The 14468-nt window shown below is 55.6% G+C and carries 13 protein-coding genes; 7 read left to right on the top strand and 6 right to left on the bottom strand.

The window, feature by feature from the left end; genetic code table 11:
- Window positions 1-11: 11 nt before the first annotated feature.
- The 3 genes from AAF463_RS16335 to AAF463_RS16325 are packed head-to-tail and all read right to left on the bottom strand — an operon-like array spanning window position 12 to window position 2401.
- Window positions 12-326, bottom strand: coding sequence for a fructose PTS transporter subunit IIB (locus AAF463_RS16335; protein ID WP_101763009.1), 315 nt, complete (start codon window positions 324-326; stop codon window positions 12-14).
- Between the two features lie 24 nt (window positions 327-350).
- On the bottom strand, window positions 351-821 hold the full coding sequence (locus tag AAF463_RS16330) for a fructose PTS transporter subunit IIA (RefSeq protein ID WP_061720482.1): 471 nt from the start codon (window positions 819-821) through the stop codon (window positions 351-353).
- Between the two features lie 17 nt (window positions 822-838).
- Entirely contained in the window at window positions 839-2401 is a 1563-nt protein-coding gene (locus AAF463_RS16325) for a transcription antiterminator (RefSeq protein ID WP_101763010.1), read from the bottom strand.
- A gap of 407 nt (window positions 2402-2808) precedes the next feature.
- On the opposite strand from AAF463_RS16325, the gene parC reads away from it, so the two are divergent.
- From parC to ftsP, 3 genes are all read left to right on the top strand, one after another.
- On the top strand, window positions 2809-5079 hold the full coding sequence (gene parC, locus AAF463_RS16320) for a DNA topoisomerase IV subunit A (protein ID WP_350261115.1): 2271 nt from the start codon (window positions 2809-2811) through the stop codon (window positions 5077-5079).
- Window positions 5080-5120: 41 nt separating this feature from the next.
- Window positions 5121-5858, top strand: coding sequence for a 1-acylglycerol-3-phosphate O-acyltransferase (locus AAF463_RS16315; RefSeq protein WP_101763012.1), 738 nt, complete (start codon window positions 5121-5123; stop codon window positions 5856-5858).
- 119 nt (window positions 5859-5977) lie between these two features.
- Window positions 5978-7405 (top strand): cell division protein FtsP, encoded by a 1428-nt coding sequence (gene ftsP / locus AAF463_RS16310; protein ID WP_101763013.1) that lies wholly within the window; start codon window positions 5978-5980, stop codon window positions 7403-7405.
- A gap of 173 nt (window positions 7406-7578) precedes the next feature.
- Here the strand turns inward: ftsP and dkgA are convergent, their stop codons facing one another.
- Window positions 7579-8406 carry a 2,5-didehydrogluconate reductase DkgA gene (gene dkgA, locus AAF463_RS16305; RefSeq protein ID WP_222234869.1) on the bottom strand — a complete coding sequence of 276 codons (828 nt, stop codon included), beginning with the start codon at window positions 8404-8406 and terminating at the stop codon, window positions 7579-7581.
- 205 nt (window positions 8407-8611) lie between these two features.
- Between dkgA and AAF463_RS16300 the strand changes: the two genes are divergently transcribed.
- Window positions 8612-9523 (top strand): AraC family transcriptional regulator, encoded by a 912-nt coding sequence (locus AAF463_RS16300; protein ID WP_101761795.1) that lies wholly within the window; start codon window positions 8612-8614, stop codon window positions 9521-9523.
- On the opposite strand, the gene AAF463_RS16295 is transcribed toward AAF463_RS16300, so the two are convergent.
- Window positions 9524-10186 (bottom strand): DedA family protein, encoded by a 663-nt coding sequence (locus tag AAF463_RS16295; protein ID WP_101761796.1) that lies wholly within the window; start codon window positions 10184-10186, stop codon window positions 9524-9526.
- 98 nt (window positions 10187-10284) lie between these two features.
- Window positions 10285-11475 carry a cystathionine beta-lyase gene (gene metC, locus AAF463_RS16290; protein ID WP_350261114.1) on the bottom strand — a complete coding sequence of 397 codons (1191 nt, stop codon included), beginning with the start codon at window positions 11473-11475 and terminating at the stop codon, window positions 10285-10287.
- Window positions 11476-11735: 260 nt separating this feature from the next.
- Between metC and exbB the strand changes: the two genes are divergently transcribed.
- The 3 genes from exbB (at window position 11736) to AAF463_RS16275 (ending at window position 14420) form a co-directional block, all read left to right on the top strand.
- A complete protein-coding gene (gene exbB / locus AAF463_RS16285; RefSeq protein ID WP_192236537.1) occupies window positions 11736-12464 on the top strand; it encodes a tol-pal system-associated acyl-CoA thioesterase in 729 nt (242 codons plus the stop codon).
- Between the two features lie 5 nt (window positions 12465-12469).
- Window positions 12470-12892: a TonB system transport protein ExbD gene (gene exbD, locus AAF463_RS16280; RefSeq protein ID WP_008103349.1), complete on the top strand. Its 423-nt coding sequence runs from the start codon at window positions 12470-12472 to the stop codon at window positions 12890-12892.
- Between the two features lie 181 nt (window positions 12893-13073).
- Window positions 13074-14420 (top strand): MFS transporter, encoded by a 1347-nt coding sequence (locus AAF463_RS16275; protein WP_350261113.1) that lies wholly within the window; start codon window positions 13074-13076, stop codon window positions 14418-14420.
- Window positions 14421-14468 lie beyond the last annotated feature (48 nt).

Here is a 14468-nt window from a genome sequence, read left to right as displayed (position 1 = left end):
GATGGATCTCCTCAGGCGCGCGCCAGTGAATCCGCCACTTTTTCGAGGAATTTCACCGGTGATTTGATCACTACTTCGGTTTTCACTCGCACAATGGGTTTGCCCTGAAAGCGCTCCTCGCCTTTGATCTTCACGTCAACGGCGAGGATCACCACGTCCGCAGCGGCGATATCTTGCTGCGTCAGCGCCGTTTCGGTGCCGATGGTGCCCTGAGTTTCAACGTGGATGGTGTGGCCCAGCGCGTGGGCCCCTTTAATCAGTTTTTCGCGCGCAATGTAGGTATGCGCGATGCCTGCCGTGCAGGCCGCTACACAGACGATATTCATGTGTCACCTCAGAGAGTTAGGGTGTTAACAGAGGTCGGTTTCGGCGTACTGACTAAACAGCCGGATGATATTGCTGGCATCGTTTTCCACCAGCAGTTGGGCTATCACCTCATCATCGGCCAGCGCACTGGCCACCTGCGACAACAGGCGAATATGGGTGGTGTTCTGATCTTCCAGTCGCACCGCGAACAGGATGATGCAGCGCACCTGGCTGCCATCGAGCGTTTCCCACGGAATGTCGTGTTGGGTGCGGCCGATGGCGAGCGTGGTTTGTTTCACCGCGGCGGATTTACCGTGCGGGATGGCGATATGATTTTCGAAGCCGGTGGAACCTTCAGCTTCCCGCAGCCAGACGTCTTCAATAAAGGCAGCGCGGTCGCTGATGGCGCCGTCGTGGTAGAGCAAATCGGTGAGCTCATGAATCGCTTGCTCTTTGGTGGTGGCGGTCAGCGCCAGGTTAACGCGGCGTGGCGTCAGAATGCGCGAAATATCCATGATCAATCCTCATTCAATTAATGTTCAGCCAAAGCGCAGGAGGCGCCGTCGGGCAGCTGGCTGCCAATCATGGCGTCAGTCACCCGCCGAATATCGTCATCGTTAAAAAAGGCGCTGACATACACCGCCGGAACCGCTCCGGCGTTGAGGTGAATAGTAGTAATCACCAAATCCACCGTTTCTCGCTGGCAAAACTCCGCGTGATTACTGGCGGAAACCACGCCGACAATCTCCCAATCCGGGAAGGCGCGCAGAATGCGACTCTTCAAAAGGTGCGAGGTTCCCACGCCGCTGGAGCACACCACCAGAATGCGTTTGTGGGCGATTTGTCGCTCCAGCGCTGCCTGGAAATGCACGCACAGATAACCTATTTCGTCATCCGCCACCGATGAAAGTCCCTGGCTGCGCGCGGTTAATTGCATCGCCTGTTGCGTTAATGAAAATATTTCCTTCATCTCCTGCTGAATATCCTCCAGCAGCGGATTACGAATATGAATATGATATTTGAGTCGATTTAATAATGGCTTTATATGAACTAATAATCCTTCAAATAATAATCGGTCCTGCGCTAAGTCCTGCTGAATAAATGACGCGAAGCGATCGATTAATTCACAGGTTATTTTTACTGATTCAGCGGTGGAAAATTGATTATGCAGCGGCGCGTTATCGCCACGCTCTTCCACCACAATGCCGGACGAGACAATATATTGATAAATAAAACCCACTTCATCGGCTGGCAATGCGCAGCACATGCGCTGTTCAATCTGCACCACCATATTTTGGGCAATCTTAAGAATGCGCTGGTCGAGATCCTGCGCGCTGGTCAGGGTTTCCAGCGCCAGCGCGTTACCTTGCGCCATGCGATGCATCATGATCAGAATATGGGTGCAGAGATTGAGGTACCACGCGTCGCCCAACGGATAACTCAGTTGCTGCTCCATTTGCTGCAGCAGCGCCTGCACAAAAGCCACATCCTCGTCGCCAAAATAGTGCACCAGCGCTTGCTGGCTGCCGGGATCGAGGCGTGGTAGCAGCGGCGTGCCGGCTACGTTCTGCTGCATCACATCATTGATCAGCGAGACCATCGCCTGGCGCAGCGTCTGCTCATTGCCTTCGATGTGGGTGCCGCCGGGGCCGCGCTGCAGCACCAAACCCAGCGGCTGCAGCCACTCTTCGATCACCTTCAGGTCATTCACAATCGACGCATGACTGATAAAGTAGCGTTCCGACAATTTACTGATTGAAGTCGCGCGTGGCGCATCACTCAGCAGCTGCGAGGCAATCTTCACCCGTCGGCTGTTGTGGCTCAGCGCATCCGAACTGCTTTCGTCGCCGTTAAGCTGCTGCTCCAGTTGCAGACGCTGCTGCAGATCGTCTACCCGCAGACGTATGCCGCGTCCCGGCATTTTTTCCAGCTGCAGCGACCAGTCGCGAAGCCAACTCTCCAGCCACTGCAAATCGCGCTGGATGGTTTTCTCCGACACGCCAAGCTGTAAAGCTAATTCTTTTGTCGGCTGCGGTGCGGCATGATGCAGCAGCAATTTTACTAATCGGTGTTGTCGCGAAGTCAGTATTTGCATTCGTTCACCCTTATTTTGGCAAAACGTTTATGGCTAATTGGTGGTTATATTTATTCCATGCCAGAAATCAGACGCGCAAAAATGTGGGGCTTGTGGAGTATGAATTTAGGAGAGTAATCACTAAGCAACAATACTAAATGTTGTCCCGGCTTGCGGACACCATTAATACGCTAAATGCCTCGCGATATTAATTGCGAAGTTGCTCACAGATTATTGCCGATATTCACTGTGAGATGGCTCCCATTCCGTTTTAATTTTCCAACCAATATCACGCTATTTAATGCAAGACGATTCTGTTTGCTGAACGGGCTTCTCTGTGACTAAACCGCACGAATAAGGTAATATCCTCGCCAAATGACCGCCGGATGTCCCGCCGTTGCGGGCCACGAAGTGAGGATGCGAGCTGAATGAGCGAATTGACGCAGGATGGTGCAGAGCGTCTTGCCCTGCACACGTTTACCGAAAACGCGTACCTGAACTACTCCATGTACGTGATCATGGACCGCGCGCTGCCGTACATCGGCGATGGCCTCAAGCCAGTGCAGCGCCGTATTGTGTATGCCATGTCGGAATTGGGTCTCAATTCCAATGCCAAATTCAAAAAATCGGCGCGTACCGTTGGTGACGTGCTGGGTAAATACCATCCGCACGGCGACAGCGCCTGTTATGAAGCGATGGTGTTGATGGCGCAGCCGTTCTCCTACCGCTATCCGCTGGTGGATGGCCAGGGAAACTGGGGTGCGCCGGATGATCCAAAATCCTTCGCCGCGATGCGTTACACCGAATCGCGCCTGTCTAAATACGCTGAAATCCTGCTGGGTGAACTCGGTCAGGGCACGTCCGATTACATCCCGAACTTCGACGGCACCATGCAGGAGCCGAAGATGTTGCCGGCGCGTCTGCCCAACATTCTGCTCAACGGCACCACCGGCATCGCCGTGGGGATGGCGACCGACATTCCGCCGCATAACCTGCGCGAAGTAGCGGAAGCAGCGGTCAAGCTGATCGACAACCCGAAAACCACGCTGAATGAGCTGCTGGATATTGTGCAAGGTCCGGATTACCCGACCGAAGCGGAGATCATCACGCCACGCAGCGAAATCCGTAAGATTTATCAGAGCGGTCGCGGTTCGATTCGCCAGCGTGCGGTGTGGAAAAAAGAAGATGGTGATGTGGTGATCACCGCGTTGCCGCATCAGGTGTCGGGCGCACGCGTGCTGGAGCAGATCGCTAACCAGATGCGCAATAAAAAGCTGCCGATGGTAGAAGATCTGCGTGATGAGTCCAACCACGAAAACCCGACGCGTTTAGTGATTGTGCCGCGCTCCAATCGCGTGGATCTCGAGCAAGTGATGAATCACCTGTTTGCCACCACCGATCTGGAAAAAAGCTACCGCGTTAACCTGAATATGATCGGACTGGATAACCGTCCGGCGGTGAAAAACCTGCTGGAAATCCTCTCTGAATGGCTGGTGTATCGCCGCGATACCGTGACGCGCCGCCTCAACTATCGTTTAGATCGCGTGCTGCGTCGCCTGCATATTCTTGAAGGTATGCTGGTGGCGTTCCTCAATATTGATGAAGTGATCCACATCATCCGTACCGAGGATGAGCCGAAGCCGGTGCTGATGTCGCGTTTTGACATCAGTGAAACCCAGGCCGAAGCGATTCTCGAACTGAAACTGCGCCATCTCGCCAAACTGGAAGAGATGAAGATTCGCGGCGAGCAGGCGGAGCTGGAAAAAGAGCGCGATCAGCTGCAGGCGATTCTGGCGTCCGAGCGTAAGATGAGCAATTTGCTGAAGAAAGAGCTGCTGGCCGATAGCCAAACCTACGGCGACGATCGCCGTTCGCCGCTGCACGAGCGCGAAGAAGCCAAAGCGCTGAGCGAAACCGAGCTGGTGAGCGCTGAGCCGGTGACCATCGTGCTGTCGCAAATGGGCTGGGTGCGCAGCGCCAAAGGCCACGATATCGATCCGGCGGGCTTAAGCTACAAAGCGGGCGACAGCTATCTGGCCGCCGCACGCGGCAAGAGCAATCAGCCGGTGGCCTTTATCGACTCCACCGGACGCAGCTACACGCTGGATCCGACCTCATTGCCGTCCGCGCGCGGACAGGGCGAGCCGCTCACCGGCAAACTGACGCCACCGCCGGGCGCGGTGATTGAGCAGGTGCTGATGGAGCCCGACGATCAGAAGCTGTTGATGGCCTCTGACGCCGGTTACGGTTTCATCTGTACCTTTGCCGATCTGGTGTCGCGCAACCGTGCCGGTAAAGCGCTGCTGACGCTGCCGGAAAACGCCAAAGTGATGACGCCAATGGCGGTACATTCGGGCGATGATATGCTGCTGGCAATTACCCAGGCCGGACGCATGTTGATGTTCCCGGTTGGCGATCTGCCGCAGATGTCGAAAGGCAAAGGCAACAAGATCATTTCGATTCCTGCAGCGGAAGCCGCGGCGGGCACCGACAAACTACAATGGTTGCTGATTCTGCCGCCGGGCGCGTCAATCACCGTATATGTCGGTAAACGTAAGCTGATCATGCGTGATGAAGATCTGCAGAAAGTGCGTGCCGAGCGCGGTCGTCGCGGCAGCGTGGCGCGTGGCCTGCAACGCATCGATAGCGTAGAAGTGAATGCACCAGCGCGTCCGAAAGCCGACGCGAGTGAAGAGTAACGCTGTAATTCAGGCGATGGAATGTCCCATTTGAGGAATCTATGTTACTAATTTTACGAGCAATTATTGTTATTGTTTATTCGATTCTGGTCAGTATTGTTGGCTGTATCTGGTGTCTGTTTTCACCGCGTAATCCGCGTCACGTCGCAACCTTCGGCCATCTACTCGGTCGTCTGTCGACGGTGTTTGGTCTCAAAGTGGAACTGCGTAAACCGGCGGAAGCCGCGCATTATGGCAACGCGATCTATATCGCTAACCACCAGAACAACTACGACATGATCACGGCGGCCAAAATCGTGCAGCCGACCACCGTGACCGTGGGCAAGAAAAGCCTGCTGTGGATTCCGTTCTTTGGCCAGCTCTACTGGCTGACCGGTAACCTGCTGATTGACCGTGATAACCGCTCCAAAGCGCACGGCACCATCGGTGAGTTGGTGGAGCAGTTCAACAAAAAGCGCATTTCGTTCTGGATGTTTCCGGAAGGGACGCGCAGCCGCGGTCGTGGTTTGCTGCCGTTCAAAACCGGTGCGTTTCATGCAGCGGTAGCAGCCGGTGTGCCAATCATCCCGATTGTGGTTTCCAACACCCACGACAAGATCAAGCTGAACCGCTGGAACAACGGTTTGGTAATTGTGGAGATGTTGCCGCCGGTCGATACCTCGCAGTTTGCCACCACCTCGGTGCGTAAGCTCGCCACGCACTGCCGTGAATTAATGTCGACTAAACTGGAAGAATTGAACGCCGAAGTCGCCGAACGCGAAAAAAACGGTAAACTCTGAGCAGCCAAAATGGGGCAGGTGATCATCTGCCCCGTTCTCAAGCCACACAGCAACTCATCATTAATTAGAACAACATGGACACGGCGTCCTCACGCCACGCTCAAAAGGTCTGAAGTTTTATGTCTTGCAGCAGACGTCAGTTTATTCAGCTTTCTGCCGGTGTCGCACTGGCTTCCGGTGCTATGCCTTTCGCCGCCCGCGCCGCCGCGCCATTGGGCGATACGCCACTTCCTATTCCACCGCTGATTGAATCACGTCGCGGTCAGCCGCTGTTTCTCACCTTGCAGCGCAGCCATTGGTCGTTCAGCGGCAATAGCAACAAAGTGCCGGTGTGGGGCTTTAACGGCATGTATCTCGGCCCAACGGTGCGCGTGTATAGCGGCGACGATGTGAAGCTGATTTACAGTAACCGCCTCAACGAACCGGTATCGATGACCGTCAGCGGTTTGCAGGTGCCGGGCGCGTTAATGGGCGGTGCGCCGCGCATGATGTCGGCCGGAGCTGATTGGGCGCCGGTGCTGCCGATTCGTCAGGGCGCGGGCACATTGTGGTATCACGCCAATACGCCAAATCGCATGGCACCGCACGTCTACAACGGACTCGCCGGCATGTGGCTGGTGGAAGATGACGTCAGTAAATCGCTGCCGCTACCGAAGCATTATGGCGTCGATGATTTCCCGCTGATTATTCAGGACAAGCGCCTCGATAACTTCGCCACGCCGGTTTATAACCCGCCCTCCAGCGGCGGTTTTATGGGCGACGTGCTGCTGGTGAACGGCGTGCAAAATCCCTATGTCGAAGTCTCACGCGGCTGGGTGCGTTTGCGTTTGCTGAACGGCTCGAACGCGCGCCGCTTCGATCTCACCTTCTCCGATAATCGTCCCTTTACGGTTATCGCCAGCGATCAGGGCTTCCTGCCTGCGCCGGTGGCGGTGCAGCTGCTGACGTTGGCTCCCGGCGAACGTCGCGAAGTGCTGGTGGATATGTCACAGGGCGATGAAGTCTCGATCATGGCCGGAACGGCGGCGGGTTTGATGGATCGCCTGCGCGGATTGTTTGAGCCGTCATCGATTCTGACCAATACGCTGGTGCTGAGCTTACGCCCAACCGGTTTATTGCCGCTGGTGACTGACAATCTGCCGATGCGTTTGCTGGCGGATCAGATTCTTGATGGCGTGGCGGTGCGCACGCGCGAATTCCGCATTGGCGATAGCGAGCCGGGCATTAATGGCGTGTTGTGGGACATGAACCGCATTGATACCACCGTGCAGCAGGGCACCTTTGAGCGCTGGATTATCCACGCCGATCGCCCGCAGTCGCTGCATATTCAGGGCGTGATGTTCCTGATTAAGAACGTCAATGGCGCGCAGCCGATGGGCGAAGATCGCGGCTGGAAAGATACCGTTTGGGTGGATGGCAGCGTGGAGCTGCTGGTGAGCTTCCCGCAGAGTTCGTCGGATCACTTCCCGTTTGTCTATTACAGCCAGACGTTAGAGATGGCGGATCGCGGGACGGCGGGGCAGTTATTGGTGAATTCAGCGTCTTAATGCCCTCACACCAGCCCTCTCCCGCAAGCGGGCGAGGGAGCAGAGCGAGCAAAACGCACCTTACGGTTCCCTCTCCCGCAAGCGGGCGAGGGAGCAGATTGAGCAAAACGCACCTTACGGTTCCCTCTCCCGCCTGCGGGAGAGGGTTAGGGTGAGGGGAAACGCGCGCCATTCTACCCGTTAAACGCCTCCGGATCCGGTCCCAAACGGTTACCGCTATCCAGCCTACTGATCTCACTCACTTCAGTTTTATCCAACCTAAAATCAAACACCTGGAAATTCTCACGAATGCGTTCCGGGGTAATCGACTTCGGAATCACCACCAGGCCGCTATCCAGATGCCAGCGAATCACGATTTGTGCCGGCGTCTTGCTATATTTTTTCGCCAACTCGCGGATAATCTCCTGATCAAACACGCCTTTACCGCCTTGCGCCAGCGGGCTCCAGGATTCGGTTTGAATCTGGTGCAGCGCATTCCACGCATGCAGCGTGCGCTGTTGCAGCATCGGATGCAGCTCGATCTGGTTCACCACCGGCGACACGCCGGTTTCATCGATCAAACGCTTCAGATGCGCCTCGTGGAAGTTACATACGCCGATGCTCTTGGTTAAGCCCTGTTGCTGCAGCTCAATCAAGCCTTTCCAGGCTTCAACGTAGTTATCTTTTTCCGGGCACGGCCAGTGCATGAGATACAAATCCACCTGCTCTAACTGCAGCTTCTTCAGGCTGGTTTCCATTGCCTGTTGCCAGTTGGTCTGGTCGTCGTTCCACAGCTTGGTGGTGATAAAAATGTCATCGCGCGCCACGTCGGTCTCTTGCAGCGCTTGCCCAACCGCTTCCTCATTTTTGTAGATAGCGGCGGTATCGATGGAGCGATAGCCGACTTTCAGGGCTTCCAGGATAGCGTTGCGCGCATCCTCAATGCTCGCTTGCCACACGCCGAGGCCAAGCTGCGGCATCATGTTGCCGTCGCGCAATTTAATAATGGGTTGATCTGCCATAATTGCTCCTTATCTGTTGCAGGGACTTACCGTAGAAAAGATGTGCTTAAGTCTAGTCAACAAACCTCACCTCAGGATCATTGTGGCAAGCGGGCGGCACTTTTGCCTGATGGATTTCTACAAGAATCTTGCCTGATTCTCCAGAATAGTGGAGCTTTGCACAGCCTTACGGCAAACTGACTTTTTAGCTGCCCAAGAGAGATGCATGCCAAACGACGCCCTTTGCCGCCAGCTAGCGCAGCGCGTAGTTGCGCTGATGAGTGACCTGCATAAGCCGCTGTGCGCGGTAGAAAATGTCAAATTGATCTATGCCTGCGAAACCTTGCCGCGAACGCCGATGATGTATCAACCCGGCATCGTGATTCTGTTTCAGGGGCGTAAAACCGGCTATCTCGGCAGCACCGTTTTCCACTACGACGCCACCAAATATCTGATGCTCACCGTACCGCTGCCGGTGGAGTGCGAAACCGAAGCCACGCTGGCGGAGCCGCTGGCCGGCATGTGTTTGAGCGTGGATGTCGCCAGCCTGCAGGATTTGCTGATGGATATCGGCGATGACGAGCAGTTCCAGCCGCAGGCACAAACTTCCGGCATCCATTCGGCGTTCATGAGCGAAGAGATGCTGTGTGCGGCCGAACGCTTGCTGGATGTGATGAATAACCCGCGCGACGCCCGCGTGCTGGGGCCGCAGCTGGTGCGCGAGATCATCTATTACGTGTTAACCGGACCGATTGGCGGCGCGCTGCTGTCGCTGGTCAATCGTCAGACGCAGTTCAGCCAGATTGCGCGCGCGCTGCGTCGCATCGAAAATCATTTCGCGGAGAGTTTGAGCGTCGACATGCTGGCCGCTGAAGTGAACATGAGCGTTTCGGCGTTTCATCATAACTTCAAAGCGGTGACGCAAACCTCGCCGCTGCAATACCTTAAGCGCTATCGCTTGCATCAGGCGCGCCTGATGATGCTGCAGGATGGCATGAAAGCCAGCGCGGCGGCGGTGCGCGTCGGTTATGAAAGTCCATCGCAGTTTTCGCGTGAGTTTAAGCGCTATTTCGGCGTGACGCCGGGAGAAGAGGCGAGCCGCGTGCGTCAAACCTTACCGTTTGACGCCGCGTCGTAATCAGGAGAGTTTCTGGCGGCGTTTTTTCCAGATCACCACAATGCTGCCGGCCAGGCCGATAAACAGCAGCGCGATCGGCAGAATCATCAGGATCGCCATCACCTGATCTTCATGGCGCTTGATAAAGGGCACATGGCTGATGCCGTAGCCCAGCGTCACCACAATCCCAACCCACAACAAGCCGCTCAGCCAGTTAAACAGCTGGAAGCGGCCATTGTTTAAGCCGGAAATGCCGGCCATGGTCGGCAGCAAGGTGCGCACAAACGCCAGGAAGCGGCCAACGAGCAGCGCCATCAAACCGTGGCGGTTAAACATATTCCACGCGCGCTGATGATATTGCGCGGGCAGATGCAGCAACCAGCTTTTCACCAGTTTGGTGTTGCCGAGCCAGCGTCCTTGCAGATAGCTGAGCCAGCAGCCGAGACTGGCCGCCGTGGTCAGAATCACAATGGTCGGCACGAAGTCCATCACACCTTTGGCGACCATCGCGCCCGCCAGTAACAGCAGGCTATCGCCCGGCAGGAATGACGCGGGCAGCAAACCGTTTTCCAGAAACAGCGTTAAAAACATCACGCCGTAGACAATCCAAACCACATCCGGATTGCCGAGCGCGGCAAAATCCTGATGCCAAAGCGCCTGGACAATCTCATGTAAAACACCCATCAGCTATTCCATCGAGTCACAAGGAGTCTAATTTTAACCTTCTGTGGCATCGCATACGTTGATCTCTCATCGCCGCCACAGCGTGGTTTATCTTCTGTTTAACTTCTTAAACGTGCAAAACCGGCTTTAAGATCATCCAGCAAGTCATCGACATGTTCGAGGCCGATATGCAGACGCACCAGCGTGCCGTCAAAATCCACGCCGCCCGCCGGACGAATCGCCGCCAGCTCTTCAGGCTGGTTCGCCAGAATCAGGGATTCATAGCCGCCCCACGAATACGCCATGCTGAAATGGTGGAAGTGATCGAGGTAATTTGCCAGCTGCTCACGGCTCAGTTTTTCATGCAGGATGAACGAGAACAAACCGCTACTGCCGCTGAAATCGCGCTGCCAGAATGCGTGGCCTTTACACTGCGCCAGCGCCGGATGATTAACGCGCGCCACTTCCGGCTGCGTGGCCAGCCATTCGGCCACCTGCAATCCGCTCTCTTCATGCTGACGCAGACGTGTGCCCAGCGTACGAATGCCGCGGCTCGCCATATAAGCGGTATCGGCATCGACCATTTGGCCCATCAGATAGGAGTTCTCGCGCAGCTGCGGCCAGCAACGCTCATTTGCTACCGCCGTGCCAATCATCGCGTCGCTGTGACCAATAATGTATTTGGTGCCGGCCTGAATCGAAATATCGATGCCATGCTCCAGCGCGTTAAACAACACGCCCGCCGCCCAGGTGTTATCGATCATGATGATCGCCTCCGGCGCTTTGGCGCGCACGGCGGCAACAATCGCGGGAATATCCTGCACTTCCATGGTGATCGACGCCGGTGATTCCAGGAACACCACGCGCGTATTCGGCTGCACCAGTTCGCCAATTTCGCTGCCGATGCAGTGATTGAAATAGGTGGTGGTGACGTTCAGCTTACTGAGAATTTTCGAGCAGAAATCCTGCGTCGGTTCGTAGACCGCGCCGCTCACCAGAATATGGTCGCCGGCTGCGACAAAGGACAAAATGGCATTAGAGACCGCCGCCGCGCCGCACGGATAGAGCGCGCAACCTGCGCCGCCTTCCAGCTCGGTCATGGCGTCTTGCAGCGAGAAATGGGTGAGGGTGCCGCGACGACCATAAAACAGCTCGCCTGACGCGCGGCCAGCGGTAGCACGTTTCTTGTCGGCGACCGTGTCAAAAACCAGGGATGAAGCGCGTTGAATTACGCTGTTAACTGAGCCTTGCGTGTAACGTTTACTGCGTCCCGCGCTGACAAGCGTGGTGTCTATTTTTTTCGTTGCCATCACTGCCTTTCCTGACATTTCCCACAAAACATTCACGTTACCACGAATCAGTGTAGCGGGTTGAGCCTGATTGCGGATTATCAGAGTGAGGCCAGTATTGCGCATAACATCCGCTAACTTGTGGAAATCGCGGGCATCTTTGCTTTGTAAATAGTAATGAGAACCACTATCACTTCGGTGATGTTTTTTGCTATGATCCGCGCTTCAATCGTGAACTGTGCAACAGAAGTTGGAGATGCAGCGTGGTAGCCAGTGATTTGATGCAAACGGATCTTTCCGTTTGGGGCATGTATCAGCATGCCGATATCGTGGTAAAGATTGTGATGATTGGCCTGTTACTGGCTTCGGTTGTCACCTGGGCAATTTTCTTCGGTAAGTTTGCTGAGCTGAGCGGGGCGAAACGTCGCCTGAAACGCGAGCAGCAAGCGCTGGGCGAAGCCCGCTCATTAAACGATGCTTACCGTGCTGCTGAAAACTTCAAAAGCAACAGCCACAGCGCTGTGCTGCTAAACGACGCGCAGAATGAGTTGGAGCTCTCCGCTGGTACTGAAGATCTGGATGGCATCAAAGAGCGCACCAGCTTCCGTCTCGAACGCCGCGTGGCTGCATTTAGCCGTCATGCCGGTCGCGGTAATGGATTCCTCGCCACCATCGGTTCCGTTGCGCCGTTTATCGGTCTGTTCGGTACCGTTTGGGGCATCATGAACAGCTTCATCGGCATCGCGAAAACGCAAACCACTAACCTTGCAGTCGTCGCGCCGGGCATCGCCGAAGCGCTGCTGGCTACCGCGATTGGTCTGGTGGCGGCAATCCCCGCCGTGGTTATCTACAACGTCTTCGCGCGTATGATTGCCAGCTACAAAGCGTCGCTGGGCGATGTCGCCGCGCAGGTGATGTTGCTGCAGAGCCGCGATCTGGATCTCGGCAACGTGGATACCGCGAAAGAAGCCAACCGTCCAGCGGCGGCACAGAAACTGCGCGTAGGATAAGTATTATGGCGATGCGTTTAAACGATGACTCGGTCGGCGATGGCGAAATGCACGAAATCAACGTGACGCCGTTTATCGACGTCATGTTAGTTCTGCTGATCATCTTTATGGTCGCCGCGCCATTAGCTACCGTCGATGTGCGCGTTAACCTGCCAGCATCGACCAGCGCGCCGCAGCCGCGTCCGGAAAAACCGGTTTATCTCTCCATCAAGGAAGATAAGCAGATCTTCATCGGAAACGATGCGGTCACCAAAGAGACGCTGGTGAATGCGCTGACGGCACAAACCGAAGGCAAGAAAGACACCACCATCTTCTTCCAGGCGGATAAATCGGTGGATTACGCCACCCTAATGGAAGTGATGGATCAGCTGCGTGAAGCCGGTTATCTGAAGATTGGTTTGATGGGCATGGAAACGGTGAAGAAGTAACGTCACTCCACTTAGCCTTGCCGTAAAGGTCGCTCCCGTAGCGGCCTTTTTTAATGCCTGCACGCAATTTGTTAATTTATTGTTACTATTGGTCGTATTTTTGTAAACTGCAATGGTGAAGAAGATCACGTTTATTCCTGGCCCGGCACGCTACAACGGAAGAAAAACCAGGAAGGACAATATGAGCGCGAGTCACTCTTTACAAAAGTCGCCGCAAAGCGGTGCCAAAACCATCTTTAGCGTTACCAGCGGTAACTTCCTTGAGATGTACGATTTCATGGTGTTTGGCTATTACGCCACGGCAATCGCCAAAACCTTTTTCCCCGGCGATGATCCCTTTGCCTCTCTCATGCTGACGCTGATGACCTTCGGCGCAGGCTTCCTGATGCGCCCGCTCGGCGCGATTATTCTTGGTGCTTACATTGACCATCATGGCCGTCGTAAAGGCTTGCTGTTAACGCTCGGCTTGATGGCGATTGGGACCTTAACCATCGCGCTGGTGCCCGGATACGCCACGCTCGGTGCCGCCGCACCGATCCTGATTCTGCTCGGTCGTTTATTGCAGGGCTTCTCGGCGGGCGTTGAGCTGGGCGGCGTCTCGGTGTATCTGGCGGAAGTGGCGCCGAAAGGGCGCAAAGGCTTCTATGTCAGTTGGCAATCGGGCAGCCAGCAGGTTGCGGTGATCTTCGCCGCGCTGCTCGGTTTGGGCCTGAACCATCTGCTGGCGAAAGACGCCGTCACCGAATGGGGCTGGCGTATTCCGTTCGTGGTGGGATGTATGATCGTGCCGTTCCTGTTCTATATCCGCGCTATGCTGGAAGAGACCGAAGCCTTCAGCCAGCGTAAACATCACCCCTCAATGCGTCAGATTATGCGTTCGGTCGGGCAGAACTGGGCGCTGGTGCTGGCAGGGATGTTGATGGTGGTGACCACCACCGTAATGTTCTACATGATCACCGCCTTTACCCCGACGTTCGGCAAAACCGTGCTGATGATGAGTGACAAACAGAGCTTCCTGGTGACGCTGTTTGTCGGCATCTCCAACCTGTTTTGGCTGCCGGTGATGGGTTCGCTGTCGGATCGCATCGGTCGTCGTCCGCTGCTGATTGTCTGCACCCTCTTGATGATTTTAACTACCTGGCCGGTGCTGCATTGGCTGGTGGGAGCGCCGACCTTCTCCCATCTGGTTGAGGCCGAGCTGTGGCTGTCGTTCCTGTATGCCAGTTATAACGGCGCGATGGTGGTGTATCTGGCTGAGATCATGCCGGCAGAAGTGCGCGCTTCGGGTTTCTCACTGGCCTACAGCCTGGCAACCGCGCTATTTGGCGGTTTTACGCCAGCGGTGTCGAGCTATCTGATTCATGCGACAGGCGATAAAGCGATGCCGGGCGTGTGGCTCTCTTTTGCTGCGGTGTGCGGATTGGTCGGCACGCTGCTGATTGGCCGCATGGTGAAGCAATATCAAGCGCAACATCGTTCCCCTCACCCTAACCCTCTCCCGCAAGCGGGAGAGGGAATGTTTAGGTAACGGCGCGATCAGCTCCTTCTCCCGCCTGCGGGAGAAGGCTGGGATGAG

The organism is Pantoea sp. BJ2 (genome assembly GCF_040255075.1).
Lineage (GTDB): Bacteria > Pseudomonadota > Gammaproteobacteria > Enterobacterales > Enterobacteriaceae > Pantoea > Pantoea leporis.
The sequence above is the reverse complement of the archived record's forward strand: the minus strand, read 5'-3'. Positions and strand labels throughout refer to the sequence as shown.